This is a genomic window from Bradyrhizobium sp. USDA 4541, from assembly GCF_024171085.1.
In the GTDB taxonomy this organism is placed as follows: domain Bacteria; phylum Pseudomonadota; class Alphaproteobacteria; order Rhizobiales; family Xanthobacteraceae; genus Bradyrhizobium; species Bradyrhizobium australafricanum.
In genome coordinates this window covers 6,641,473-6,667,585 of the sequence record NZ_JALJZF010000001.1, presented here as the reverse complement: position 1 = coordinate 6,667,585, position 26,113 = coordinate 6,641,473, and the positions used below count along the sequence as shown (strand labels likewise).

Here is a 26,113-nt window from a genome sequence, read left to right as displayed (position 1 = left end):
TGGCAACGCTACCTCCGGCGCAAGCCGGCGATTTCGGCCGCTGCATCACCGGACAGATTGTCGCGGCCGGATGGCAGGGGTGGGATCTCAGGTCTCGACGATCGCGACCGCCTGGCCTTCGGCGATGACATCGTCGATCTTGACCAGAATCGACTTGATTTTGCCTGCTGTCGTCGACGTGACCGGTATTTCCATCTTCATCGCTTCGACGAACGCAATCTCGTCGCCATTGCCGATGCTGCTGCCGGTCTCGACAGGAAGCGCGCAAACGCGCCCGGCAACTTCGGTCACAACCTTGATCTCTGGCATTCCACTCTCCGATACCGTCTTGCGGAAATTTCATCCGGCGAACGGCTTTTTGTTGTGGCGGCAGATTGCCTGAGGTAGCTTCTTCTGCAAGTGGAATTTTATTCCGCAGGACGGAATGGAGCCAAACAGATGGGAAGGCGCTCGGAACGGCTTAGCAGGCAGGGAATGCTCGCCAGCGAGACAGGCGATGGCGATGTCATCCAGGTGGTGTCGCGCGCCTTCGATGTGTTGCGGTGCTTCGAGGGACACGAGGCCCGGCTCGGCAATCTCGAGATCTCGAACCGCTGCGGCCTGCCGCGTTCGACGGTGTCACGGCTGACGCACACGCTGACGCGGATGGGTCAGCTGGTCTATCTGCCGCGCGACCAGAAATATCGCATCGGCCCGAGCGCGGTCGCGATGAGCACCACGATGATGAAGGGGCTGCAGCTGCGCAATCTGATCCGGCTGCGCCTGCAGGATGTCGCCGATCAGTTGCCCGGCACGGTGGGCTTCGTCATCCCCGACCGCTTTCACCTGGTCTATCTGGAGTTCGCCCGCGCGGCGAACGCGCTCGGCCTGCATGAGGCCACCGGCAGCCGGATTTCGATGGCGACCACCGCGGCCGGCCACGCCTACACGGCCGCGCTCGATCCCGCGGTCGGCGACGCGCTGATCGCCGAGATGGAAGGCGAGTTGCCCGACAGCGCCAAGATGCTGACGCCGCGCATCGAGGCCAACCGCCGGCATTTGCAGGAGCACGGCTACGTCGTCGCCTGCGGACTGTGGAGCCCGCACATCAACGGCGTCGCGGTGCCGCTGTGGTCGCCGCAGTATCAGACCTATGTGGTCACCACGATCGGCCTGCTCTCGGCGATGTATGACGAGGCGCGGCTGCATCGCGAGGTCGCGCCGCAAATGGTCGAGCTCGCGGCCGCGCTCGGCAGCCTGCTCGAAGGCGCCGACGGCGACATCTTCAGCAATCGGATCGAGCGCAAGTCGCTTCCGGTGACCGCCCATAACAACAACAAAATCCTCAAGACGGGAGCAGTGAATGAACTGGAAGCCGGAACTCGACGACCTCGCCCGCCGCGAAGCGTTCGCGCGGGAGATGGGAGGCGTTGACAAGGTCAAGCGGCAACGCGACCAGGGCCGGCTCACGGTTCGTGAGCGTATCGACAAGCTCGTCGACCAGAACAGTTTCCATGAGGTCGGTGCCATCTCCGGCATTGCCGAATATGACGAGAGCAACGAACTCAAGCACCTGACGCCGGCGAACTGCGTGTTCGGCCGCGCCAGGGTCGACGGCCGCACCGTCGTCGTGGTCGGCGACGACTTCACCGTGCGCGGCGGCTCGGCGGATGCATCGATTTCCGCCAAGCCGTTGATGGCGGAGGAGATGGCGCACGACTTCCGCCTGCCGATCGTTCGCGTGATCGAGGGCTCCGGCGGCGGCGGCTCGGTGAAGACGATCGAGACCAGGGGCGCGGCCAATCTGCCCGGCGGCGTCGGCGGTACGCGCTGGTACTGGTACACGACCGCCAATTTGGCCCGCGTGCCGGTGGTCGGTCTCGGGCTCGGCTCGGTCGCGGGCCTCGGTGCCGCGCGGCTTGCCGCCACCCACTACTCGGTCATGACCAAGAGCTCCGCGATGTTCGTCGCCGGCCCGCCGGTGGTGAAGCGCCTCGGTCAGGATCTGACCAAGCAAGAGCTCGGCGGCGCCGACATCCAGACCCGCGCCGGCGCGATCGACCAGGCCGTCGAGACCGAAGAGGAGGCGTTCGACTATGCGCGGCGTTTCCTGTCCTATCTGCCGTCGTCGGTCTACGACCTGCCGCCGACCATTCCCTGCACCGACGATCCGGAACGTGCAGAGGAATCGCTGCTCACCGCCGTGCCGCGCAACCGCCGGCAGGTCTACAAGATGCGGCCGATCATCGATGCCGTCGTCGACAAGGGCTCGTTCTTCGAGGTCGGCACCAATTTCGGCCGCCCGATCATCACCGGATTGGCGCGGATCGAGGGCAGGGCGGTGCTGCTGCTCGCCAGCGATCCGTTCCACTATGGCGGCTCGTGGACCGCTGACGCCTGCCAGAAGGTGGTGCGCTGGGTCGACTTCGCCGAGACCTTCCATCTGCCGGTGGTCTATCTGATGGACTGCCCGGGCTTCATGATCGGGCTCGAGGCGGAGAAGACGGCGACCATCCGCCACGGCGTGCGGGCGATGGCGGCGGTCAACCAGAGCACGGTGCCGTGGTGCACCATCATCATCCGCAACGCCTTCGGCGTCGCCGGCGTGGTGCATCAGCCGGCCAACCGCTTCTCGATGCGCTATGCGTGGCCGTCGGCCTATTGGGGCTCGCTGCCGCTCGAAGGCGGTATCGAGGCGGCCTATCGCGCCGAGATCGATGCGGCCGCCGATCCCGCCGCCAAGCTGCGCGAGATCGAGGATCGCCTCAACAAGCTGCGCTCGCCGTTCCGCTCGGCCGAGAAGTTCTGGGTCGAGGAGGTGATCGACCCGCGCAAGACGCGCTCGCTGCTCTGCGAGTTCGCGCGCCTCGCCGAACCGATCCGCAAGGCTGGTCCGCCGAGCAACATGTCGACGCGGCCGTAAGGGCCCTCAGACTCAACGCGTCATGCGCGGGCTTGACCCGCGCATCCATCGAATGAGTCATCCGAAGCGGGATGGATTGCCGGGTCAAGCCCGGCAATGACGGCCTTATTTACTCCGCCTCCCGATGCACGTCGTGGATCACGATGCCCATGCCGTTCTCGGGCATCTTGATCCATTCGCGCCGCTTCAGCGAGCGCTTGGTGTCCTCGTGCCCGCTCACCCAGTGCTCGCGCATAGAGGTGCCGGAGAATTCGTGGTCCTTGGCGTCGCCCTCATAGGCCTTTTGCTGATAGATCAGCTGCAACAGCGTGATGCCCGGCAGCCGGGCGTTTGCCTTCTTGAGCTGGCGCTCCTCGTCCGACAGCTGATCGTCGGGGATCTTCCCCAGCGCATTGTGCAGGGCGGTGCGCAGATTGTAGGTCTTGCGATAGACGTCGGTGTTGTAGCGGGTACGCGACGAATACATGATGTCCTTGTGCCGGGCCATCACGTCCTGGATGTCGCGCGGCAGCGCGCCGCGCGCCGAGAACAGGTCGACCTGGAACACCAGCGAGTTCATGTTGTCTTCCTGGTCGAGCAGATGCTGCAGCGGCGTGTTGGACACGATGCCGCCGTCCCAGAAATGGTCGGTGCCGACCTTCACCATCGGCAGCGCCGGCGGCAGCGCGCCGCTCGCCATGATGTGCTCGGGAATGATCTCGTCATGGGCATTGTCGAAATAGATGAAGTTGCCGGACAGCACGTTCACTGCGCCGACCGCGAAGCGTATCTTCTTGGAATTGATGCGGTCGAAATCAACCAGCTCGAGCAAGGACTCGCGCAGCGGCGTGGTGTCGTAGTAGCTGGTGGCGGTGCGCGCGCCGGCCGCGCTGAACCACGGATTGGCCTGGTGCGGGGTGAAGAAGCCGGGTTGTCCGAGCGTGGTCGTCAGCCATGAGCTGGTGAAATTGCGCGCCTTGCGGAAGACGTCGCCGTCCGGAGTGTAGTGCCAGATCTTGCGGCTGGTGATGCGATCCCAGAATGTGTGCAGCCGCTCCAGCCGCTTTTCGGGCGGATTGCCGGCGATGATCGCCGAGTTGATCGCGCCGATCGAGACGCCGCACACCCAGTCGGGCTCGATGTTGGATTCATGCAGCGCCTGATAGACGCCAGCCTGATAGGCGCCGAGTGCGCCGCCGCCCTGCAGGACCAGGGCCACGCGATCGCAGCCTTCCGGACGCCAGCCCGGCGTCGCGTGATCGATGTCGTCGAAATGCGGGGTTCGCGCGTCCATATCAGACACTCCAGAAATTCGCGGCGAGAATTCAGCGCGCCGATGACGCCGTGATGACAATTGCGGCGCCCACACTCGGCGCATCCGGCATGCCTGCCTGCATGGTTAGCATTGGCCTCGGCAACGCGACGCGGGTCGCGACGCGCAACCGCGGTCATGCGCCTGACGGAAATTCCTCACATCGCTGTCAATCTCGGCCGTTAGCTTCCGGGAAAATTTTTCAAACAGGGGGTTATTGCGATGCGCAGGGAAGATCTGCTCAAGCGTCCGTCGATGCCGGCCGCCGGCCCGAGCTATCCCGCCGGTCCGTATCGCTTCATCGATCGCGAATTCCTCGTCATCACCTATGAGACCGATCCGGAGTTGATCCGCGCCGGCCTGCCCGAGCCGCTGGAGCCGATCGAGCAGGCGTTCGTGCATTACGAATGGATCAAGATGCCCGACAGCTCCGGCTTCGGCAGCTACACCGAGTCCGGCCTCGTGATCCCCGCGCGCCTGCATGGCGAAGAGGTCAACTTCGTCTGCCAGATGTATCTCGACGATGATCCGCCGATCGCGGCCGGCCGTGAGATCTGGGGCTTTCCGAAGAAGTACGCTCATCCCAAGCTCGAGATCGTCAAGGACACGCTGACCGGCACGCTGGAATATGCCGGCCAGCTCGTTGCGATGGGCACGATGGGCTACAAGCACGAGAGCATGGCGGGCAATGGCGACGTCACCCGCGCCACGCTGTCGAAGACGCAAGTTAATCTGAAGATGATCCCCGGCGTCGACGGGCATCTCGAGGTCTGCCAGCTGGTCGCGATCAACCTGACCGACATCGTCGTCAAGGGCTCCTGGATCGGACCGGGCCGGCTGCATTTGGTGCCGCATGTCAATGCACCGGTCGCCGATTTCCCGGTCAAGCGTGTCGTCGGCGCGCACCACTTCCTCGCCGATCTGACGCTGCCGTTCGGCCGCGTCGTGCATGACTACAACAAGGAGGCCGCGGAGGCGGCGGCGCCGACCGGTCTTGCGGCGGAGTAGGGCGGTCGCTGACATAACACTGTAACAGGCGCGTCCTCCTATGTTCCGTCGAAGGGACGCGCTTGCTCAGCGTTGCGCGTGGGCGAGGCTTTGAACATGTCATTTCGCGCGGTTGCGTTGTCGATTGCCTTGGAGGGCGGCCATGCTGGCTGATCCACCTCCCGCTCCGGTCGGGTCGCTGCTGACCCGTGAGGCGGTCCCCGGTCTGGTCTGGGCGTTCCGCCTGCATCACGACGGCCGTGCCGAGGCGCTTCCGATCGATGCGCCGATCGAGCCGAGCCATGACGGAAGGCTGTGGCTGCACTTCAACCTGACCGACGTCCGCACCCGGGCATGGCTCGCCAACATGCACATCCCGCAGCTCGCGCGGGACCTCTTGCTGTCGAATGACAATTTCCAGCAGATCCACGTCGTCGACAATTGCGTCTACGGCGTGTTTTCCGATCTGGTGCGGGATATCGACGCCGCGACCCGGGAGACCGGCTTTCTCCGCTTTGCGATGACCGAACGCCTCCTGGTCAGCGGCCGCCATCAGGCGCTGTGCTCCGCTGATGCGACGCGCCGCGTGCTCGAAGGTGGCCATCGCGTCGGCAGCGTCGCGGCGCTGCTGGAGAAGATCGTCGACGAGATCGCCGATACCATGGACCGCATGGCGGACAAGATCGGCACCGATATCGATGCGATCGAGGAGCGGGTGCTCGCCGAGGATACCGGATCGGAGCTGCGCAAGAATCTGAGCCGGATGCGCCGCACCTGTGTGCGACTGCATCGCCAGCTCGCCGGCCTGCGCGTGCTGTTTCACCGGCTCGAGCAGAAGAACACCGACAATCTCAGCCCGGCGCTGCGGCTGCAGGCCGGCAAGCTCGCGCAGCGGCTCGACGGCCTCGACCACGACATCGTCGAACTGCACGAGCGCAGCCGCCTGCTCGAGGAAGAGCTGCGCTTCAAGCTCGAGGAGGAGAGCAACAAGCACCTCCACGCCTTGTCCGTCGTCACCATGATGCTGCTGCCGCCGACGCTCGTCACAGGCATCTTCGGCATGAACACCAAGGGATTGCCGCTGACCGACGTCGACAGCGGATTTCTGGTGGCCGCAGGCCTGTTGGCCGGGTCGGCGCTGCTGGCCTATCTGCTGATGCGGCGGCTCGGCATCGTCAAATAGCGCGATCGCACCGCGGCATTTCCCATGTACAGAGTTCTCTCCCCCGCGATGTTGGTGGCCGCGGGCCTCGCACTCGGCGCGCCGGCGCATGCGGAGGACCAGCCCTTCGCCGACCGGATTGCGGATACGCGGGCTGCGCTCGAGGAAGCCGGCTACCAGTTCAGCCTGACCTATATCGGTGAGGGGTTTTCCAACGTCTCCGGCGGCGTCAGCAACGGCGCGGCCTATACCGGCCGTCTCGATCTCGGCACCACCATCGACCTCGAGAAGGCGATGGGCTGGACCGGCGCGACCTTCCACGCCAACATGTACCAGATCCACGGCGACGGGCTGTCGCGGAGCTATGTCGGCAACCTGTTCCTGGTGTCCGGCGTCGAGTCGCTGCCGGCGATGCGGCTCTATGAATTCTGGATCGAGCAGAAGCTGCTCGGCGGCAAACTCTCGGTGCGCGTCGGCCAGCAGGGCTCGGACGTCGAGTTCATCGACAGCCAGTACGACGACATCTTCATCAATTCGGCGCTCGGCTGGCCCGGCATTGTCGGCACCATTCTGCCGGCCGGCGGACCGTCGCCGCCACTTGCCGTGCCCGGCATCCGGTTCAAGGCCAATCTGTCCGATCGCATCACCGCCTATCTGGCACTGTTCGACGGCTCGGCTTCGCCGCCGCAGGGGACGGACGATCCGCAGATATTGAACGCCCACGGGCTGAATTTCCGGGTCAACGATCCGCCATGGTGGATCGGCCAGCTCAAATACAAGTTCGAGATCGGCGAGAGCAGGCTGCCGGCGACCATCACCGGCGGCGCCTGGTATCACGTGGGCTCGTTTGCTGACCAGCGCTTCTCGGCCGACGGGCTGTCGCTCGCTGATCCCGACAGCTCCGGCGACACGCGATGGCTGCGGCGGGACAACGGCATCTTCATGGTCTACGAGCAGCTGCTTGCGCGCGCCAGGCCGGACGCTGACAAGGGCGTGGCGTTCTTCATGCGCGCCTCGGTCAGCCCATCGGACCGCAATCTGATCAGCACCTATGTCGACGGCGGCTTCCTGTTCACCGGCTTCAGCGAGACATATCCGGACGATCGGTTCGGCATCGCCGCGATCTATGCCAGGATTTCGGACGCCGCGCGTGCGCTCGACCGCGACACCCAGATCTTCACGGGCACGCCGTATCCGATCCGCGACTACGAGGCGATTCTCGAGATCACCTACCAGCACGTGGTGAACCCGAATTTCACCATGCAGCCGATGTTTCAATACATCGCCCATCCCGGCGGCGGCGCCGTCGATCCCAACGATCCGACGCAAACGCATCGGATCAAGGACAGCGTGGTGTTCGGGATGCGCACCATTCTGTCGTACTGACCGGCGCACGTCGCGCGGGAAGCGGCCTCAGGCCGCGACCGGCTTCGGCTCCGCCACCGATTTCGGCTGCGGCCGCGCGATCGCCAGAGCGATCAGCGCGGCAAAGATGCACAGCGCGCCGGCAATGAAGAACGCCGGCAGGTAGCTCTGATAGATCGTGCGCGACAGTCCGGCGCCGAACGCGGCGGCGCCAGCGCCGAGCTGATGGCCGGCGAAGATCCAGCCGAACACCAGGTTGGCACGCTCGGCGCCGAAGCGCTGCGCGGTGAGGCGCACGGTCGGCGGCACCGTCGCGATCCAGTCGAGGCCATAGAACATCGCGAACAGCGACAGCCCGTAGAACGTGAAGTCGGAGAACGGCAGGAACAGCAGCGACAGGCCGCGCAGGCCGTAATACCAGAACAGCAGATAGCGGTTGTCGTAGCGGTCCGACAGCCAGCCCGAGACGATGGTGCCGAAGAAATCGAAGATCCCCATCGCGGCGAGCAGGCTTGCCGCCTGCACCTGCGGGATACCGTAGTCGAGGCACATCGGGATCAGGTGAACCTGGACCAGGCCGTTCGTGGAAGCGCCGCAGACGAAGAAGGTCGCGAACAGGATCCAGAACACCGAGGATTTCGCGGAATCGCGCAGCGTGCCGAGCGCGGCGGCCACGATCGGCGCATTGGCCGGCGGCGGCGCGGGAAGCGGCGCGGTGCCCTCGTCGCCGAACGGACGCAGGCCGACGTCGCTCGGCCGGTCGCGCACCACCATCAGCACGGCGAAGGCGGCGACGCCGAGCATGACGCAGACCAGCCCAAGGGCGACGCGCCAGCCGTAGCGCTCGGTCAGTGTCGCGAGGAGGGGCAGGAAGGCGAGCTGTCCCGTCGCGACGCTTGCGGTGAGGATCCCGACCACGAGGCCGCGCCGCGCCACGAACCAGCGCGCAGCGATGGTCGCGCCGAGCACCAGCGCCGTCATCCCGGTGCCAATTCCGATCACGACACCCCACAGCAGGATGAGCTGCCAGACCTGGGTCATGGCGAGCGAGGCCAATAGACCGGAGACCACGATCAACTGCGCCGCCAGCGTCACGTTGCGCAGGCCGTAGCGGTTCATCAGCGCGGCGGCGAACGGCGCCATCAGCCCGAACAGGATGAAGCGGATCGACAGCGCGGAGGAAATCTCGGCGGTGGACCAGCCGAACTCCTTCTGCAGGGGCACGATGAACACGCCGGGCGCGCCGACGGTGCCGGCGGAGATCAGGGCGGCAAGGAAAGTCACGGCCACCATCACCCAGCCGTAGTGGATGTTGCGGCGGGCGAGGGCGGAAGCAAGCCAGTTCGAGATCATTGTGTTCCGGATCGATTGCGGTGAAAGCTTTGCGTGATGCGCAATATGGCACAGAGGAGCCATGGCTAAAATGCCATAGTTCCCTCGTTTTCGGACTTAGGCGCCAGGCCGTCGTACTGCCTCACGGACGCCTTTCATAACTAACTGTCATTGCGAGGAGCGAAGCGACGAAGCAATCCATCGTTCGGTTTGTGAAAAGAGATGGATTGCTTCGCTTCGCTCGCAATGACGGTATACCGGATCAGTGCGCGACCCGCTCGACGGCGATCGCGGTGGCTTCGCCGCCGCCGATGCACAGCGCGGCAACGCCGCGCTTCAGGTTCTGCGCCTCCAGCGCGTGCAGCAGCGTCACGATCAGCCGCGCGCCGGTGGCGCCGATCGGATGGCCGAGCGCGCAGGCGCCGCCGTTGATGTTCAGCCTGTCCCTGGGAATGCCGAGATCGCGCTGCGCCGCCATCGCGACCACCGCAAACGCCTCGTTGATCTCGAACAGGTCGACATCGCCGACGCTCCAGCCGACCTTGTCGAGCAGTTTTCTGATCGCCGGGATCGGCGCTGTCGTGAACCACTGTGGCTCCTGGCTGTGGGTGGCGTGGCCCTTGATCTCGGCCAGCACAGGCAGTCCATCGCGATCGGCGAGCGAGCGGCGGCTGAGGATCAGCGCTGCGGCGCCGTCGGCATTGGCGGAGGAGGCGGCAGGCGTGATGGTGCCGCCCGCGCGGAACGCCGGCTTCAGGCCGGGGATTTTTGCCGGATCGACCTTCAGCGGGTGCTCGTCATTGGCAACGATGCGCGGGCCGGCCTTCTCGGCGAGCGTGATCGGCGCGATCTCGGCCTTGAAGGCGCCGCCCTCGACCGCCTTGCGGGCACGGCTCAGCGTCTCCATCGCGAACGCGTCCTGGTCGGCGCGGGTGAACTGATAGGCCTCCGCGGTCGCCTCGCCGAAATCGCCCATCGAGCGGCCGGTCTCATAGGCGTCCTCGAGCCCGTCCATCATCATGTGATCGATGATGCGGTCGTGGCCGGCGCGATACCCGCCGCGCGCCTTCTGCAACAGATACGGCGCATTGCTCATGCTCTCCATGCCGCCGGACAGCACGATCTCGGCCGAGCCGGCCTTGATGATGTCGTGGGCCAGCATGGTCGCCTTCATGCCGGAACCGCAGACCTTGTTGACGGTGGTGGCGCCGGTGGCATCCGGCAGTCCGGCGCCGCGCGCGGCCTGGCGAGCAGGGGCCTGGCCTTGGCCGGCGGGCAGCACGTTGCCCATGAACACCTCGTCGATGCGCTCGGGCGCAAGTTTTGCGCGTTCGAGCGCAGCCCCGATCACATGCGAGCCGAGCTTGTGCGCCGGCAGCGGCGCGAGCTCGCCCATGAAGCGGCCGAGCGGGGTGCGGGCGGCGGAGAGGATGACGACGGGATCGGTGCTGGTTGCCATGGCAGGAGTCCCTTCAATGCCGGGGATTTGATTGAATTATTGTCATCATATGATGCAATGCAAAAAATGCAACTGCGGCTCTCATGACAAAATGTCGTGTTCGCATGAGTTGGGGACGGGATCGTTCCGCCATCACCAATGTCGTCCTTGCGAAAGCCAGGGGACCCATACTCCGCAGCGGATATTGTGAATGGGACTCGTCGTTCGGGCGCCGCTCAACAATGACGGCCTGTGGTTATGGGTCCCTGCTCCCGTGCGCAATTGCGCACTAGGCAGGGACGACACCGAATAGGTGTCCGCATCTCGACCGTTCGTGACGATCGCGATTCGTCCCTCGATCGGGTGAGACAGACAAACCATACACTCGCTTGGTCGTCGCTTGCGCCGTCGGGCAAATCAGTGATTGAGAATTTTCGCTGGGCGGCGGCGCATCCGAGCTTGTCTGCGACCTGACCTAATCCGACCGCCAGGCGCCGAGCAGAAATCGTCGCTTCGGCGCGGAGCCCGCTTGTTTCTGCACGTCCGGCAGGTCGACGGCATGGCGCTGCATCAGCAGGCGGATTGCGATCGCGATGATTACAAAGGGCGCCAGGTAGATCGCGAAAACTTCGAAGGCGTTCATGTCGTCCTCCGCGGCTTCGGAACAGACATGCTAGTACGATCATCGCGCGCGCGGGCGGCTAAAACTGTACCGGCGCCGCTGAGTTGGCGTTAACCGAATTCCCGGACGCCGATCAATTCAAGGTTGCGGAATACGGGTCTGTTTACCGATCCGGCGCTAGGGCTGGCGGATTGTGCAATGGAAAGTCCCACCGCAATGTCCGTGATCGCCGTCGAGCAGCCGTCCGCCCGCATTCCGCTCTCCGTCAAGATCGGCTTCAGCGCCTTCATGGCTGTCCTGGTGCCGGTGTACACCTACTGCTACGGGCCGACCAACTTTCTGTATTTCTGCGATGTCTGCCTGATCCTCACCTTGATCGGGGTCTGGACCGAGAGCGCACTGTTGATTTCGATGTGCGCCGTCGGACTCCTTGTGCCGCAAACATTTTGGGTGATCGACTTTCTCGCCCATGTCGCCGGCTGCTCGCTCACCGGAATGACCGACTACATGTTCGACCAGAACCTGTCGCTGTTCCTGCGGTTCCTGTCGGGCTTCCACGGCTGGCTGCCGTTCCTGCTGCTGTTCCTGGTCTGGCGGCTCGGCTATGACCAGCGCGCGCTGATCGCCTGGGGCGTGCTGGCATGGGCGCTGCTGCTGATCTGCTACTTTGTGATGCCGGGACCGCGGCCGGACCCGGGCATGACCCCGGTCAACATCAACTACGTCTTCGGCACCAGCGACAGGGCGGCGCAAGGCTTCGTGCCGCCGCTGGTGTGGCTGGCCGGCCTGATGATCGGCCTGCCACTGCTCGCCTTCATACCCACCCATTTCATGCTGCGGCGCGCCGCGCCGCCGATGTAGGGCCTGCGATTCGCGAGGCTACGCCATCACGTCGCTGCGGATACCATCGTGCATGGCCGCATGCGGCAGCCTCGATTGACACCAATCGACTCGGCGCTACGCTGCCGGAACAGAGCGTTTTCCCAAGCGACTCGAGACGAATTCAAAGCGCCGCAAGCACGACCAAGAAGCAAGACCCAGAAGAACAAGGAAAAGGGCAGGACACGCCGTGACACGCGTCATCGCGTCTTGAGCGGGACCACGCGGACCTCCGCGCTCGCGCCATTTCGCATCCGCAGCTATCGCTTTCAATGGCCGTCCGATCTGCTCACCTCCTGGGCGTTCGAGGTCGAGACGCTGGTGCTCGGCTGGTACATCATGGTCGAGACCGGCTCGGTGCTGCTGCTGACCGTGCTGGCGTCGCTGCAATATGTCGGCACCCTGGTCGCGCCGGTCGTCGGCATGATCGGCGACCGCATAGGGCACCGCGATCTGCTCGCCGTGATGCGCTTTGCCTATACGGTGCTCGCCGGCACCATCATGACGCTGGCGCTGACCGGGCATCTCGCCCCGCTGAACGTCATGATCATCGTCGCGATCATGGGTGTGATCCGCCCGTCGGATCTCGGCGTGCGCGGCGCGCTGCTCGCCGACATCATGCCGCCGGAGCAGCTGGTCGGCGCCATCAGCCTGGCGCGCACCACGCAGGACTCGGCGCGTATCGCAGGAGCCCTGACCGGGGCCGGATTGTTCGCGGCGCTCGGCATCGGCTACGTCTATGTCGGGATTGCCGGCTTCTATTTCGTCGCCGCCATCCTGATGCTCTGCATGAGCCGCCCGAAGTCGCATGGCACGACCGATCTTGCGGCCGCCGCGCCGGGCTCAAAGCTGCTGCGCGACCTCAAGGAGGGCATCGTCTATGCCTGGAGCGGTCCGGGCATGCGCGCCGCGCTCTGCGTCGCGTTCCTCGCCAACCTCACCGCGTTTCCGCTCACCAACGGTCTGTTGCCCTATGTCGCGCGCGACATCTTCCATACCGACCAGACCGGGCTCGGCTATCTCTCGGCAAGCTTTGCGGTGGGCTCGCTGATCGGCTCGATCACGCTCAGCATGGCCGGCGGGGTACGCATCGCGCGGCTCCTGATCGGCGCGACGCTCGCCTGGTACGCCATGCTGCTGGTGTTCGTCGAGCTCAGGACCATGCCGGTCGCGATGGCCTGCCTGCTGCTCGCCGGCATCGCGCAGAGCATGTCGATGATCTCGGCCGCCGTGATGCTGATGCGCAATGCCAGCGCGCATCTGCGCGGCCGCGTCATGGGCGTGCGCATGATGGTGATCTACGGCCTGCCGCTCGGGCTGCTCGCCGCCGGCAGCCTGATCGACCTGATCGGCTACACCGCGACCGGCACGCTGCTCGCCGCCGCCGGCTTCGTCGCCATGCTGGCGATCGCGCTGCACTGGCGCGCCGACCTCTGGCCGACCCACGCCCCGGCCAACGCCCGGTGAGGGGCGCGGCGCGATGCCGCGCCGCGGTCGCCGATGCGCCAAAAGGACGCGACAGCGCGGGCAAGCTGTCGTAGACCATTTTCGACGCTCCCATTTCCAGTGCCAAGTTCCAGTGCCAGGCCTTTTTCGTTTGATATTGTAATGCTCCGTCTTTTGACCCGCCTTGGACTGCGCTTCGACGACATCGTCGAGGAGCGCCGATTTGTAGACCAGTACGTACGGGGCAATATCGGCTGGACGCAGGTCGCGATGCTGCTCGGCGCCTTCACCTATGCCGGATATGCGTTCTGGGATTGGGTGCTCTATCCCGACGTCGTGGCGACCACGCTGGCGATCCGCGGCGGGGTCGCCGTGCTGGTCCTGCTGCCGCTCACCGCCTTGCTCTCGGTGCCGGCGATGAAGCCGTGGGCCGAGACGATCTTCCTCGTCTATTGCGTCGTTCCAGGCTGCGTGCTGCCGAGCGTCTACCTCGTGCTGCCCTCGGGATTCACCTATGCGGCACCCGGCGTGATGATGGTGATCCTGTTCGTCTCGACCATGCTGCCGCTGCGGATCGGGCCACTGGCGGTGTTCTGTCTCACGACATGGATTGCGCTATGCATCGCTGAATCGCTCGGGCCGGCTTTGCCGCCGGGGCTGCGCTTCATCAATCATTCCCTGGTCCTCAACGCCTTTGCGCTGTCGCTTTACGCCGTCGCCGCCCGCGAGTTCCGCGCGCGCCAGCAGTTTCGAACGGCGCAGGCGCTGAAGCAGGAAAAGGAGCGTTCGGAAGCCTCGTTGCGCGATCTGCACGCGACGCAATCGCAGCTCGTGCAGGCCGAGAAGCTGGCCTCGCTCGGGCAGCTCGTCGCCGGTGTCGCACACGAGGTCAGCACGCCGCTTGGCCTGGCGCTGACCACGTCAACCACCATGGAGGCGGACCTTCGCGCGATGGGCGAGGCGCTGAGCGGCACCGCCGTCCGGCGCTCCGACCTGACAAGGGGCATTGCACGAATCGAGAACGGCCTTCGACTGACCTCGGAAAACCTGCATCGGGCATCTGAAATGGTGCACAGCTTCAAGCAGGTCGCCATCCATCACGCCGACGAGGAGCGCCATACATTCGAGCTCGGCGGATGGCTCTCCGAGCTGATCGCAAAGCTCGGGCCGCTGCTGTCCCGGCAGGGATTGATCGTCGAACTCGACTGCCCGCAAGGCATCGTTCTGAGCAGCTATCCCGGCGCACTGGCGCAGGTGATCAGCAACCTGGCGTTCAACGCCGCGGCGCACGCTTATCCCGACGGCCGCGGCGGACGCTTCACCATGACGGTGACGCAGCCGGATCAGGCGCTCGCCCGGATCGCCTGCGCCGACCAAGGCGTCGGCATCCGCGAGGATTTGCAGGCCCGCGTGTTCGATCCGTTTTTCACCACCGGGCGGGAGCGGGGCAATATCGGCCTCGGCCTGCACATCGCCTTCAACACCGTCGTGTCGTCGCTCAGCGGCCGGATCGCGCTGGAAAGCGAACCAGGCCGCGGCACGCTGGTGCTGATCGAGATCCCGGTATCGAGCTAGCCGCTGGTGGTAGCCCGGCCTCTGGCCGATCGACGCATCGGCGAATGTGTGGCGAGGGCGCAGCAAGCGTCGCCCGGATGAGCGAAACGATATCCGGGGCATCCGGCCCCGCATGTCGCTTCGCTCATGCGGGCTACAGATGACATGTTGCGGCGCTCACGCGGGCCACGGGTGCTGAACCGCTACCGCTTGCGATCTAAAAATCCCTGCAGCAGGCTCTGCGGCTCGCCGGTCTGGAACGACTTTCCGAACACGCCGACGCTGAGGTTGACCGACTCGGTCAGCGGCAGCTCTTCCCACTGCCGCAGCAGGTCCTTCTGGATGCGCAGCGCTTCGGGGCCGCATTCCAGCAGCGCCTTGACGGTGTGCTCGACGGCGTCGTCGAGGCCGCCGAGTTTTGCCACGGTGTCGACCAGGCCCCAGGCGAGCGCGGTTTGGGCGTCGATGTTCTCCGCGGTCATGATCAGCCAGCGGGCGCGGCCCCAGCCGATCAGGCGCGGCAGCAGCGCGGCGTGGATCACCGAGGGGATGCCGACGCGCACCTCGGGCATGCCGAACATCGCGTCATGTGCGGCAACGCGGACGTCGCAGGCGGCCGCGACCTCGAGGCCGCCGCCGAGGCACCAGCCGGGCAGGCGGGCGATCACCGGCGCCGGGAATTTGCGCACGGCCTCGCAGAGGTCGCGCAGCCGGCTGATGAATGCTTCGGCGGATGTCTGGTCGAGCGTCGCCATTTCCTTGATGTCGGCGCCGCCGATCATGCTGCGCTCGCTTTCGCCGGCCAGGATCACCGCGCGGATGCTCGGATCGGCGGCCAGATGCTCAAAACCCTCGCGCACGCCGTTGGTGACCGCGGAACTCACGATGTTCAGCTTGCCGGCGTTGCAGATGGTGAGGCGGACGACGCCTCTGTCGTCGCGGGCGATGCCGCAGTGGGGATTGAGCATGTCCATGGAAAAGCCCCGGCGCAGGAATGGATCGACAAGTCATTTCGGGATGGTGCGCAAGCACCAGACCCGGAATCTCGAGATTCCGGGTCTGGTGCTCGCGTCGCCCCGGAATGACTTGCGCCATGTCCCGGACAAAGCATGGCTCTGTCAAGGGACCGGGTGCGGCGGTTGCGCCGAGGGATGCGGATCTATAGAATTATATGCGTCATATAAATGGAGCCGTCATGACCGCCGCCGAAAGCATCGATCTTCGTTCGCCCGATCTAACGCGCACCCGCGTGGTGGAATGGCAGGCGCCCGGACCGGTGGCGAAAGCGGCGCTGCCGATGTCCGGGATCGAGGCGATGCGCGCGATCCGCGACGGCCGGTTGCCGCCGCCGCCGATGGCCAAGATGATCGGCTTCCGCATGGCCGTGGTCGAGCAGGGGCGCATCGTGATGGAACTCGAGCCGCATGAGAGCCTGGAAAACACCATCGGCCTGCTGCACGGCGCCACCGCCGCGGCGCTGCTCGATACCGCGATGGGCTGTGCGATCTCGACCATGCTGCCGGCGGGGCAGACTTCGGTGACGCTCGACCTCAAGCTGACCTATCTGCGGCCGCTGTCGGCACGGTCGGGCACCATCAGCGCCGAAGGCAAGGTGATCAAGCTCGGGCGCCAGACCAGCTACACCGAGGGCTTCGTCCGCGACGGCAAGGGCAATCTTGCGGTGCACGCGACCGCGACGTTTTCGATGCTCGGCGGGGAACCGAAAGTGGCCGACAAGGCGAAATAACTGCAGCATTCCGGCCGCAAATCTGCTATTATATGATTAGAAACATTCCATGAGACCGGCATGCGCTATTCGAAAGAACACAAGCAGGAGACCCACGCGCGGATCGTCAAGAAGGCCGCGGCGCGGCTGCGCGAGCGGGGCGCCCACGGCATCGGTGTCGCCGACCTGATGAAGGACGCCGGCCTGACGCATGGCGGCTTCTACGCGCATTTCGACTCGCGCGAGGCGCTGGTGATCGAGGCCTTCAGCTACGCGATGGACCGCGCCATCGAGCGCTGGCGCAAGGTCGCCGCGGACACGCCGCCGGAGAAGCGACTTTCGACCATCATCGACGGCTATCTTTCGGCGGTGCACCGCGACGATCCCGGCCAGGGCTGCGCGATCCCGGCGCTCGGCGCCGAGATCGCCCGCGAGAGCCCGAAGACCCGCAAGGCGTTTGCCCTCAAGCTCGACCAGATGATCGACATGATGGCCGACCAGATCCTGGACGTGCCGCGCAAGGCCGCCCGCAAGCAGGCGACGGCGACGCTGGCGACCATGATGGGCACCATAGTGATGTCGCGCATCGCCGGCAGCGGCGAAACGTCCGACGAGATCCTGAGCGCGGGCCGCGAGGCGGTGCTGGGACGTGCCGCCGCGGCCAAGGCACCGGCGAAGAAGAAGGTGAATTAGCGCTTAGAGCGCCAACTGGTGCAGCGCGCCTAATATTCGATCCGTCACCCTGAGGAGCGCGCATCGCGCGCGTCTCGAAGGGTCGACGGCCCGGAGCTTTCCGAGCCGTCAGACCGGGGCCGTGCATCCTTCGAGACGCGCTACGCGCTCCTCAGGATGACGGGAATAACACGGTGTCCGCCTCACACCCCGCTAAAAAGCGCGCGCTCGGCTTCCACGGTCTCGTAGATGTAGTCCGCCACCGCGCGGATGCGGGCGAGGTCCTTGCTGTCGGCGTGCATCAGCAGCCAGAAGGTGCGGGAGATCCGCACCTCGTCTGGCAGCACCGGCTGCAACTCGGGGTGGGCCGTTGCCATGAAGTGCGGCAGCACGGCGATGCCGAAGCCGGCGATGGTGGCGTTGAGCTGCGCGATCAGATTGGCGCTGCGGAATTTCGCCGAGATCTTCGGCGAGACCTGCGGCAGATAGTCGAGCTCCGGCGTGAACAGGAGCTCCTCGATGTAGCCGACGAAGCGGTGCCGCGGCAGGTCGGCGCGCGCAGCAATTGCCGGCGCCTGGGCGAGATAGGCGGGTGCGGCATAAAGCCCGAGCGTGTAGTCCAGGAGCTTGCGGCCGACGATGCGACCTTCGTTCGGCATGGTCAGGCTGATCGCGATGTCGGCCTCGCGCTTGGAGAGCGAGAACAGCCGCGCGGTGGCGACGAGCTGCAGATCGAGATCGGGATACCGCTTGGTGAACTTGACCAGCCGCGAGGCCAAAAAGTGGCTGCCGAAGCCGTCGGGCGCGCCGATCCGCACCGTGCCGGTGAGGTGGGCGCGCGAGCCGCCGACCGCCTCCTGGTTGGCGACGATGGTGGATTCCATCGCCTCCGCGCTGTCGGCGACGCGCTGGCCGGCCTCGGTCAGCAGATAGCCGGTCTTGCGCCGATCAAACAGTTTTGCGGAGAGGTGGCGCTCCAGCCGGTCGACACGGCGGATCACTGTGGCATGATCGACGCCGAGCTGCTTGGCGGCAGCCGAAACCGACCCGCCGCGCACGATGGCAAGCACGAAACGGAAGTCGTCCCAGTCGATTGTGCCGCCGCCTTGATCCAGCATTTCCGCACATCTATGGTGCAATTTATCGGACTTGAATCCCATAAAATGCAGGGTCAATAGGGATTGTAAAGCGATCCCGCCGCGAGGAGCGGCGATTCAGGTGCTTCAGGGAGGTTTTTCCATGCGCTCAATCGGACATTTCATCGGTGGCAAGGAGGTCAAGGGCACGTCGGGCCGCACGGCTGACGTCTTCGAGCCGATGACCGGCGAGGTCCAGGCCAAGGTGGCGCTGGCCTCCAAGGCCGAGCTCCGCGCCGCGGTCGAGAACGCCAAGGCCGCGCAGCCGGAATGGGCCGCCACCAACCCGCAGCGCCGCGCCCGCGTCATGATGCGGTTCCTCGAGCTGGTGCAGCGCGACTACGACAAGCTCGCCGAGCTGCTGGCGCGCGAGCACGGCAAGACCGTTCCCGACGCCAAGGGCGACATCCAGCGCGGCCTCGAGGTCGCCGAGTTTGCCTGCGGCATCCCGCATCTGATGAAGGGCGAGTACACCGAGGGCGCCGGCCCCGGCATCGACATCTATTCGATGCGCCAGCCGCTCGGCGTGGTCGCCGGCATCACGCCGTTCAACTTCCCGGCGATGATCCCGATGTGGAAGTTCGCGCCGGCGATCGCCTGCGGCAACGCCTTCATCCTCAAGCCGTCGGAGCGCGATCCCGGCGTGCCGATGATGCTCGCCGAACTGATGATCGAGGCGGGCCTGCCGGCCGGCATCCTCAACGTCGTCAACGGCGACAAGGAGGCGGTCGACGCCATCCTCGACGATCCCGATATCAAGGCGATCGGCTTCGTCGGCTCGACTCCGATCGCGCAGTACATCTACGAGCGCGCCGCGCAGACCGGCAAGCGCTGCCAGTGCTTCGGCGGCGCCAAGAACCACGCCATCGTGATGCCGGATGCCGACATGGACCAGACGGTCGATGCGCTAATCGGCGCCGGCTACGGCTCCGCCGGTGAGCGCTGCATGGCCGTCTCGGTCGCGGTGCCGGTCGGCAAGACCACCGCCGACCGCCTGATGGAGAAGCTGATCCCGCGCGTCGAGTCGCTCAAGATCGGCACCTCGGTCGATCCGTCGGCCGATTACGGCCCGCTGGTGACCCGCGAGGCGGTCGAGAAGGTCAAGAGCTACATCGACATCGGCATCAAGGAAGGCGCGACGCTCGCGGTCGACGGCCGCGGCTTCAAGATGCAGGGCTACGAGAAGGGCTTCTATCTCGGCGGTTCGCTGTTCGACAACGTCACCAAGGACATGCGGATCTACAAGGAAGAGATCTTCGGCCCGGTGCTCTCGGTAGTGCGCGCCCACGACTATCACGAGGCGCTGGCGCTGCCGTCCGACCATGACTACGGCAACGGTGTCGCGATCTTCACCCGCGACGGCGACGCCGCGCGCGACTTCGCCGCCAAGGTCAATGTCGGCATGGTCGGCATCAACGTGCCGATCCCGGTGCCGATCGCCTATTACACCTTCGGCGGCTGGAAGAAGTCCGGCTTCGGCGACCTCAACCAGCACGGTCCGGACTCGATCCGCTTCTACACCAAGACCAAGACGGTGACCTCGCGCTGGCCGTCCGGCGTCAAGGAAGGCGCGGAGTTCTCGATCCCGACGATGAAGTGATTTCCGGGAACGTCATTGCGAGCGCAGCGAAGCAATCCATCTATCCCCCGCGTGGAAGAATGGATTGCTTCGTCGCTTCGCTCCTCGCAATGACGGTGGGGTAACCTTCAGGGCTAGGCGGCGAGATGCAGTTCGCTCTCAACGAGGACCAGATCGCGGTTCGCGACATGGCGCGGGCGTTTGCGGCGGAGAACATCGCGCCGCACGCGCTCGAATGGGACGAGACAAAGCACTTTCCAGTCGACGTGATGCGCGAGGCGGCAGGCCTCGGCATCGGCGGCATCTATATCAAGGACGATGTCGGCGGCTCGGCGATGACGCGGTTCGACGCGGCGCTGATCTTCGAGGCGCTGGCGACGGGGTGCCCGACCACGTCGGCCTTCATCTCGATCCACAACATGGCGTCCTGGATGATCGATGCCTACGGCAACGACATCCAGCGCCACACATGGCTGCCGAAGCTCTGCACCATGGAGCTGATCGCGAGCTACTGCCTGACCGAGCCGGGCGCCGGCTCCGACGCGGCCGCGCTGCGCACCCGCGCGGTGCGCGACGGCGATCATTACGTGCTCAACGGCCAGAAGCAGTTCATCTCCGGCGCCGGCAGCACCGACCTGCTGGTGGCGATGGTGCGCACCGGCGGCGAGGGTCCGGGCGGCGTCTCGACGCTGGTGATCGACGGCAAGACGCCGGGCGTGTCGTTCGGCAATAACGAGCGCAAGATGGGCTGGAATGCGCAGCCGACCCGCGCTGTCATGTTCGAGAACGCGCGCGTGCCGGTCGCGAACCGGCTCGGCGAGGAGGGCATCGGCTTCAAGATCGCGATGGCCGGGCTCGACGGCGGCCGGCTCAACATCGCGGCGTGCTCGCTCGGCGGCGCGCAGGCGGCGCTCGACAAGGCGTTGGCCTACATGAAGGACCGCAAGGCATTCGGCAAACGCCTCGACGAATTCCAGGCGCTGCAATTCAAGATCGCCGACATGGCGACCGAGCTGGAAGCCGCACGCACCTTCCTGTGGCGGGCGGCCGCCGCGCTCGACCGCAAGGATCCGGACGCTTCCATGCTGTGCGCGATGGCAAAACGGTTTGGCACCGATGTCGGCTTCGAGGTCGCCAACCATGCGCTGCAGCTGCATGGTGGCTACGGCTACCTCAGCGAATACGGCGTCGAGAAGATCGTGCGCGATCTGCGCGTGCACCAGATCCTCGAAGGCACCAATGAAATCATGCGGCTGATCGTGTCGCGCAAGTTGATCGAGGGCGCGCGATGAATGATGCGGCAGCAGCCGAGGGCGACCTGATCGCGCGCAAGGAAGGTTCTGCCGGCATTATCCGGCTCAACCGGCCGAAGGCGATCAATGCCGTGACGCTGGAGATGTTCCACGACATCGACAGGGCGCTCGATGCGTTCGAGGCCGATCCCGATGTCGCTGTCATCGTGCTGGAGGGCGCGGGCGAGCGTGGCCTGTGCGCCGGCGGCGACATCCGCGCGCTCTGGGAGAGCTCCAAGGTCAAGGGCGATCTCGGCAAGATCCTGTGGCGCGACGAATACATCCTCAACGCGCGGATCAAGAAGTTCCCAAAGCCCTATGTCGCCTTCATGGACGGCATCGTGATGGGCGGCGGCGTCGGGCTGTCGGCGCATAGCCGCCACCGCGTGGTGACGGAGCGGACCAAGCTCGCGATGCCCGAGGTCGGCCTCGGTTTCTTCCCCGATGTCGGCGGCACCTATCTGCTGTCGCGCTCGCCGGGTGAGATCGGTACCTATTTCGGGCTCACCGGCACCACCATGAACGGACCCGATGCGATCTACGCCAAATTCGCCGACGCCGTGGTGCCGAGCGCAAAGCTGCCGGCGCTGCGCGAGGCGCTGACCAAGGTTACGCCAGGTACGAGTTCGGCCGAGATTGATCGGCTGATCGGAGGCTTCGCCACTAGCGAGAGGGCTGGCCCTGTCGCCGCGATGCAGGCCAAAATCGACGGCTGGTTCGCACACGGCCGGATGGAGGACGTCGTCGCCGCGCTGACGGCCGACGGATCGGATATGGCGCATGCCACGCTAAAGACGCTCAGTGAGAAGTCGCCGCGCGGCATGGTGGTGACGCTGAAACTGCTGCGGCTGGCGCGCGCGACCGCGACGCTGGAAGAGTGCCTGAAGCGCGAATATCGCGCCGCGCTCGAGGTGTTCGCCAGCGACGATTTCCGCGAGGGCGTGCGCGCAGCCGTCATCGACAAGGATCGCAATCCGACATGGTCGCCGGCCGGGATCGAACAGGTGACGCCGGAGATGCTCACGCCTTACTTCGCCGAGATCGGCGCTGACGAATTGAAATTTCCCGACAGCAAATAGAAACGTCGCAAGCGGAGGACTTCCCATGGCAAACGTCGCATTCATCGGGCTCGGCAATATGGGCGGGCCGATGGCCGCCAATCTGGTCAAGGCCGGCCACAAGGTGACCGCGTTCGATCTGGTCGCAGCGTCTCGCGATCAGGCCAGGAGTGATGGCGCCGCGATCGCCGAGAGCAGCGTTGCTGCGGTGAAGGGCGCCGATGTCGTCATCACCATGCTGCCGGCCGGCAAGCACGTGCTCGGTGTCTGGAACGAGGTGCTGCCCGCGATGGCCAACGGCGCGCTGATCATCGACTGCTCGACCATCGACGTCGAAAGCGCAAAGCAGGCGCATGTGCTGGCTGCCAAGCACGGCATGGCCTCGGTCGACGCGCCGGTCTCCGGCGGCACCGGTGGCGCCAAGGGCGCGACGCTGACCTTCATGTGCGGCGGCGAGCCGAAGGCATTCGCGGCGGCCCAGCCGATGTTGGCAAACATGGGCAAGAAGATCGTGCATTGCGGCGCGGGCGGTGCAGGGCAGGCAGCCAAGATCTGCAATAATATGATCCTCGGTATTTCCATGATCGCGGTCGGCGAGGCTTTCGTGCTCGCCGAAAAGCTCGGCCTGTCGCACCAGGCGCTGTTCGACGTCGCCTCGACCTCGTCGGGACAGTGCTGGTCGCTGACGACCTATTGCCCGGTTCCCGGCCCGGTGCCGACGTCGCCGGCCAACAACGATTACAAGCCGGGTTTTGCTTCGAACCTGATGGTCAAGGACCTGACCCTGGCGCAGGACGCCGCCAATGCCGCCGGCGCGGTCACGCCGCTCGGCAAGCACGCGCAGGAGATCTATAAGACCTTCGACGCGTCGGGCCACGGCGGGGTCGACTTTTCCGGAATTATCCAGCACGTTAGGGCCCTTGCCCCGAAGTAAATCGCCGTCATCCTGAGGTGCGAGCGGAGCGAGCCTCGAAGGATGCGAAAACGGTGCCTGTAGCCATCCTTCGAGACGCCGTGCTTCGCGCGGCTCCTCAGGATGACGTCAGAATACGTGGTGAAGCCGGATGACCACATTTCAGGACGCTCGCGCCTTTCTGCTCAAGCACCGCACCGACTACGACGCCGCGGTGAAGGGATTTCGCTGGCCCGATCCGGTGCCGTTCAACTGGGCGCTCGATTGGTTCGATGCCGAACTGGCGCGAAATCTTGACAGCCGCGACCGGCCGGCGCTGTGGATCGTCGATGCCGCCAGCGGCAACGAGACCAAGCTGTCCTTCGCCGAGCTGTCGCGCCGCTCAAACCAGGTTGTAAATTTCCTGCGCGCGCAGGGGCTGAAGCGCGGCGATCATCTGTTGCTGCTGCTCGGCAATGTCGTGCCGCTGTGGGAGACCATGCTGGCGGCGATGAAGCTCGGCGTCGTCGTGATCCCCGCCACCACGCTCTTGACCGCGGATGAATTGCGCGACCGGCTCGACCGCGGCAAGGCGAGGGCGGTGGTCGCCACGCAGGATCAGGTCGCGAAGTTCGCGGGCCTCGGCAGCGACAAGCTCGCCCGCATCGTGGTCGGCGCGACGCAGGCGCAGGACGGCTGGCTGCCGTTCGAGGATTCTGCCAAGCAGTCCGATGCATTCGCGCCCGATGGCCCTACCAAGGCCGACGACCCGATGCTGCTTTATTTCACCTCGGGCACCACGGCAAAGCCGAAGCTGGTGCGGCACAGCCAGCGCAGCTACCCGGTCGGCCATCTCTCGACCATGTACTGGATCGGTCTGCAGCCCGGCGACATCCATCTCAATATCTCCTCGCCCGGCTGGGCCAAGCATGCCTGGAGCTGCTTCTTCGCGCCGTGGAACGCGGGAGCGACGATCTTTATTGCGAATCAGCCACGCTTCGAGGCGAAGGGACTGCTCTCGATCATCGGCCGCTGCGGCGTGACCACGCTGTGCGCGCCGCCCACGGTGTGGCGGTTGTTCATCCAGGAAGAGCTCGCGAGCTTCAAGGTCTCGCTGCGCGAGGTCTGCGGCGCTGGCGAACCGCTCAATCCGGAGATCATCGACCAGGTCAAATCGGCCTGGGGGCTGACCATCCGCGACGGCTACGGCCAGACCGAGACCACGGCGCTGGCCGGCAACTCGCCGGGGCAGAAGGTGAAGGTCGGCTCGATGGGCCGGCCGCTACCGGGCTATCGCGTGCAGGTGACCGACAATGACGGCCACGCCGCGAAGGAAGGCGAGGTGACCTTGCTGCTCGGCGCAGACCGGCCGGCGGGCCTGATGCAGGGCTATCAGGGCGACGACGGCAAGCTGATCGGCACCGACGGCGAGATCTATCGCAGCGGCGACGTCGTGTTCACCGATGACGAGGGTTATCTGACCTTCGTTGGCCGCACCGACGACGTGTTCAAATCCTCCGACTACCGGATCTCGCCGTTCGAGCTGGAGAGCGTGCTGCTGGAGCATGACGCGGTGGCCGAAGCCGCCGTGGTGCCGAGCCCGGACCCGATCCGGCTGGCGGTCCCGAAGGCCTATGTGCTGCTGGTATCAGGCGTCGAACGAACGCCGGAGACCGCGCTGTCGATCTTCAAACATTTGCACACGCGGCTCGCACCGTTTAAACGCATTCGCAAGATCGAGCTGGTCACCGAACTGCCGAAGACGATTTCTGGAAAAATCCGTCGCGTGCAGTTGCGCCGGCTCGAACACGACGATGTCAGAAGCGATGCGTTGCGCGGGGTCGAGTTCCGCGAGGAAGAATTTCCGGAGCTGCAGAAGGTGCGGACCTCCGGTTAGCAGAGGTTAGCCAATGAACGAAGTCTGGAAGAAGCCGCCGGTGTCGCTGGAAACCTACCAGGGCATGGTCGGCAAGGAGATCGGCGTGTCCTCGTGGCACCTGCTCGATCAGGGCCGCATCGACACCTATGCCGACGTGATCGAGGATCACCAGTTCATCCATGTCGATCCCGAGCGCGCCAGGAAGGAGACCGCCTTCGGCACCACGATCGCGCATGGCTTCCTGACGATGTCGCTGATGTCGATCATGTCCTACGAGGTGATGCCGGTGCTCGAGGGCACCGCGATGGGCGTCAATTACGGCTTCGACAAGCTGCGCTTCATCTCGCCGGTGCGCTCCGGAAAACGCGTCCGCGGCCGCTTCGTGCTGGCCGAAGCCACGCTGCGCAAGCCGAAGGAGTTGTTGTCGCGCACCAACGTCACGGTCGAGATCGAGGGCGAGGAAAAGCCCGCGCTGGTCGCCGACTGGCTCGGCCTGATCTATTTCAGCTGAGGATCACAAGACACGGTTGTGTTGCAACCGCGAAGGGTTGTGCACCTCTCCCGCAAGCGGGGAGGTGCAGCGAGCCACCTCAATCTGTTTTTCAGGCGGTGCGCTGCTCTGGCCCATGTAGCGCATTGACGGCTGTGTTCCCCGGTGTCCATGATGCCCGCTTTAGGCGGTGCGGTCCCGGGAGTGGCAGCCATGGTGCAAAACATCGTCGCCGGAATTGTCGTAGTCGCTTTGATTGTGATCGGTGCGATTAGCTACGCTCAAGAGCATCACGAGTGCTGGAGCGGGCATCTGCTCAAAAGCCTGAAACCCTGCGGGTCGATGACCCCTTCGGTCTAGCGCGCCGGGCTTGACCCGGCCATCCATCGCTGCTCAAAAGTCTCCAACCTT

24 protein-coding genes are annotated in these 26,113 nt (G+C 65.2%); 17 read left to right on the top strand and 7 right to left on the bottom strand.

Translation table 11 applies throughout. From position 1 onward, the window contains the following. Window positions 1-87: 87 nt before the first annotated feature. Entirely contained in the window at window positions 88-309 is a 222-nt protein-coding gene (locus J2R80_RS31845; RefSeq protein WP_076826552.1) for an acetyl-CoA carboxylase biotin carboxyl carrier protein subunit, read from the bottom strand. A 129-nt stretch (window positions 310-438) separates the two neighbouring features. Here J2R80_RS31845 and J2R80_RS31840 point away from each other — a divergent pair, with 129 nt between their 5' ends. Beyond that, complete coding sequence (locus J2R80_RS31840; protein WP_057019748.1) at window positions 439-1,413, top strand: IclR family transcriptional regulator; 975 nt, start codon at window positions 439-441, stop codon at window positions 1,411-1,413. Next, a complete protein-coding gene (locus tag J2R80_RS31835; protein WP_076826554.1) occupies window positions 1,343-2,902 on the top strand; it encodes an acyl-CoA carboxylase subunit beta in 1,560 nt (519 codons plus the stop codon). The genes J2R80_RS31840 and J2R80_RS31835 overlap by 71 nt, the downstream gene beginning before the upstream one ends. A gap of 109 nt (window positions 2,903-3,011) precedes the next feature. On the opposite strand, the gene J2R80_RS31830 is transcribed toward J2R80_RS31835, so the two are convergent. Next, the gene (locus J2R80_RS31830) at window positions 3,012-4,175 is read right to left on the bottom strand and encodes a patatin-like phospholipase family protein (RefSeq protein WP_083714945.1); all 1,164 of its coding nucleotides are present in this window, start codon (window positions 4,173-4,175) and stop codon (window positions 3,012-3,014) included. A gap of 240 nt (window positions 4,176-4,415) precedes the next feature. Between J2R80_RS31830 and J2R80_RS31825 the strand changes: the two genes are divergently transcribed. From J2R80_RS31825 to J2R80_RS31815, 3 genes are all read left to right on the top strand, one after another. Further along, window positions 4,416-5,201 carry an acetoacetate decarboxylase gene (locus J2R80_RS31825; protein WP_076826556.1) on the top strand — a complete coding sequence of 262 codons (786 nt, stop codon included), beginning with the start codon at window positions 4,416-4,418 and terminating at the stop codon, window positions 5,199-5,201. A gap of 142 nt (window positions 5,202-5,343) precedes the next feature. Further along, complete coding sequence (locus J2R80_RS31820; protein ID WP_092085466.1) at window positions 5,344-6,363, top strand: transporter; 1,020 nt, start codon at window positions 5,344-5,346, stop codon at window positions 6,361-6,363. 24 nt (window positions 6,364-6,387) lie between these two features. Next, entirely contained in the window at window positions 6,388-7,728 is a 1,341-nt protein-coding gene (locus J2R80_RS31815; protein WP_076826559.1) for a carbohydrate porin, read from the top strand. Window positions 7,729-7,755: 27 nt separating this feature from the next. Here J2R80_RS31815 and J2R80_RS31810 read toward each other — a convergent pair whose 3' ends face one another. The 3 genes from J2R80_RS31810 to J2R80_RS31800 all read right to left on the bottom strand — a co-directional run bounded on the left by J2R80_RS31810 (window position 7,756) and on the right by J2R80_RS31800 (window position 11,120). Next, window positions 7,756-9,060: an MFS transporter gene (locus J2R80_RS31810; RefSeq protein ID WP_076826561.1), complete on the bottom strand. Its 1,305-nt coding sequence runs from the start codon at window positions 9,058-9,060 to the stop codon at window positions 7,756-7,758. Between the two features lie 241 nt (window positions 9,061-9,301). Continuing rightward, on the bottom strand, window positions 9,302-10,498 hold the full coding sequence (locus J2R80_RS31805) for an acetyl-CoA C-acyltransferase (protein WP_076826563.1): 1,197 nt from the start codon (window positions 10,496-10,498) through the stop codon (window positions 9,302-9,304). A 454-nt stretch (window positions 10,499-10,952) separates the two neighbouring features. Beyond that, complete coding sequence (locus J2R80_RS31800; protein ID WP_168855689.1) at window positions 10,953-11,120, bottom strand: hypothetical protein; 168 nt, start codon at window positions 11,118-11,120, stop codon at window positions 10,953-10,955. Window positions 11,121-11,297: 177 nt separating this feature from the next. On the opposite strand from J2R80_RS31800, the gene J2R80_RS31795 reads away from it, so the two are divergent. From J2R80_RS31795 to J2R80_RS31785, 3 genes are all read left to right on the top strand, one after another. Further along, entirely contained in the window at window positions 11,298-11,960 is a 663-nt protein-coding gene (locus J2R80_RS31795) for a hypothetical protein (protein ID WP_233475336.1), read from the top strand. A gap of 228 nt (window positions 11,961-12,188) precedes the next feature. Continuing rightward, window positions 12,189-13,445 (top strand): MFS transporter, encoded by a 1,257-nt coding sequence (locus tag J2R80_RS31790; protein ID WP_076826567.1) that lies wholly within the window; start codon window positions 12,189-12,191, stop codon window positions 13,443-13,445. A gap of 141 nt (window positions 13,446-13,586) precedes the next feature. Next, window positions 13,587-14,999 carry a sensor histidine kinase gene (locus tag J2R80_RS31785; RefSeq protein WP_076826569.1) on the top strand — a complete coding sequence of 471 codons (1,413 nt, stop codon included), beginning with the start codon at window positions 13,587-13,589 and terminating at the stop codon, window positions 14,997-14,999. 182 nt (window positions 15,000-15,181) lie between these two features. On the opposite strand, the gene J2R80_RS31780 is transcribed toward J2R80_RS31785, so the two are convergent. Beyond that, window positions 15,182-15,952, bottom strand: a complete 771-nt coding sequence (locus J2R80_RS31780; protein ID WP_253639937.1) for an enoyl-CoA hydratase — start codon at window positions 15,950-15,952, stop codon at window positions 15,182-15,184. 221 nt (window positions 15,953-16,173) lie between these two features. Here J2R80_RS31780 and J2R80_RS31775 point away from each other — a divergent pair, with 221 nt between their 5' ends. Together J2R80_RS31775 and J2R80_RS31770 are read left to right on the top strand one after the other, a co-directional pair. Further along, the gene (locus J2R80_RS31775) at window positions 16,174-16,725 is read left to right on the top strand and encodes a PaaI family thioesterase (protein WP_076826573.1); all 552 of its coding nucleotides are present in this window, start codon (window positions 16,174-16,176) and stop codon (window positions 16,723-16,725) included. Window positions 16,726-16,785: 60 nt separating this feature from the next. Continuing rightward, window positions 16,786-17,397: a TetR/AcrR family transcriptional regulator gene (locus J2R80_RS31770; RefSeq protein WP_076826575.1), complete on the top strand. Its 612-nt coding sequence runs from the start codon at window positions 16,786-16,788 to the stop codon at window positions 17,395-17,397. 182 nt (window positions 17,398-17,579) lie between these two features. Here J2R80_RS31770 and J2R80_RS31765 read toward each other — a convergent pair whose 3' ends face one another. Next, complete coding sequence (locus tag J2R80_RS31765) at window positions 17,580-18,494, bottom strand: LysR family transcriptional regulator (RefSeq protein WP_076826576.1); 915 nt, start codon at window positions 18,492-18,494, stop codon at window positions 17,580-17,582. Between the two features lie 121 nt (window positions 18,495-18,615). On the opposite strand from J2R80_RS31765, the gene J2R80_RS31760 reads away from it, so the two are divergent. The 7 genes from J2R80_RS31760 to J2R80_RS31730 all read left to right on the top strand — a co-directional run bounded on the left by J2R80_RS31760 (window position 18,616) and on the right by J2R80_RS31730 (window position 26,062). Continuing rightward, window positions 18,616-20,112 (top strand): CoA-acylating methylmalonate-semialdehyde dehydrogenase, encoded by a 1,497-nt coding sequence (locus tag J2R80_RS31760; RefSeq protein ID WP_057020030.1) that lies wholly within the window; start codon window positions 18,616-18,618, stop codon window positions 20,110-20,112. A gap of 125 nt (window positions 20,113-20,237) precedes the next feature. Continuing rightward, the gene (locus J2R80_RS31755; RefSeq protein WP_076826578.1) at window positions 20,238-21,383 is read left to right on the top strand and encodes an isobutyryl-CoA dehydrogenase; all 1,146 of its coding nucleotides are present in this window, start codon (window positions 20,238-20,240) and stop codon (window positions 21,381-21,383) included. Then, window positions 21,380-22,462: an enoyl-CoA hydratase/isomerase family protein gene (locus tag J2R80_RS31750; RefSeq protein ID WP_057019763.1), complete on the top strand. Its 1,083-nt coding sequence runs from the start codon at window positions 21,380-21,382 to the stop codon at window positions 22,460-22,462. The genes J2R80_RS31755 and J2R80_RS31750 overlap by 4 nt, the downstream gene beginning before the upstream one ends. A 25-nt stretch (window positions 22,463-22,487) precedes the next feature. Next, a complete protein-coding gene (gene mmsB, locus J2R80_RS31745; RefSeq protein WP_076826580.1) occupies window positions 22,488-23,375 on the top strand; it encodes a 3-hydroxyisobutyrate dehydrogenase in 888 nt (295 codons plus the stop codon). A gap of 130 nt (window positions 23,376-23,505) precedes the next feature. Continuing rightward, the gene (locus J2R80_RS31740; protein WP_076826582.1) at window positions 23,506-25,230 is read left to right on the top strand and encodes an AMP-binding protein; all 1,725 of its coding nucleotides are present in this window, start codon (window positions 23,506-23,508) and stop codon (window positions 25,228-25,230) included. A 13-nt stretch (window positions 25,231-25,243) separates the two neighbouring features. Next, window positions 25,244-25,723 (top strand): MaoC family dehydratase, encoded by a 480-nt coding sequence (locus tag J2R80_RS31735; protein WP_016846543.1) that lies wholly within the window; start codon window positions 25,244-25,246, stop codon window positions 25,721-25,723. Between the two features lie 192 nt (window positions 25,724-25,915). Next, window positions 25,916-26,062 carry a hypothetical protein gene (locus J2R80_RS31730; RefSeq protein ID WP_225159189.1) on the top strand — a complete coding sequence of 49 codons (147 nt, stop codon included), beginning with the start codon at window positions 25,916-25,918 and terminating at the stop codon, window positions 26,060-26,062. The last annotated feature ends 51 nt before the right edge of the window (window positions 26,063-26,113 follow it).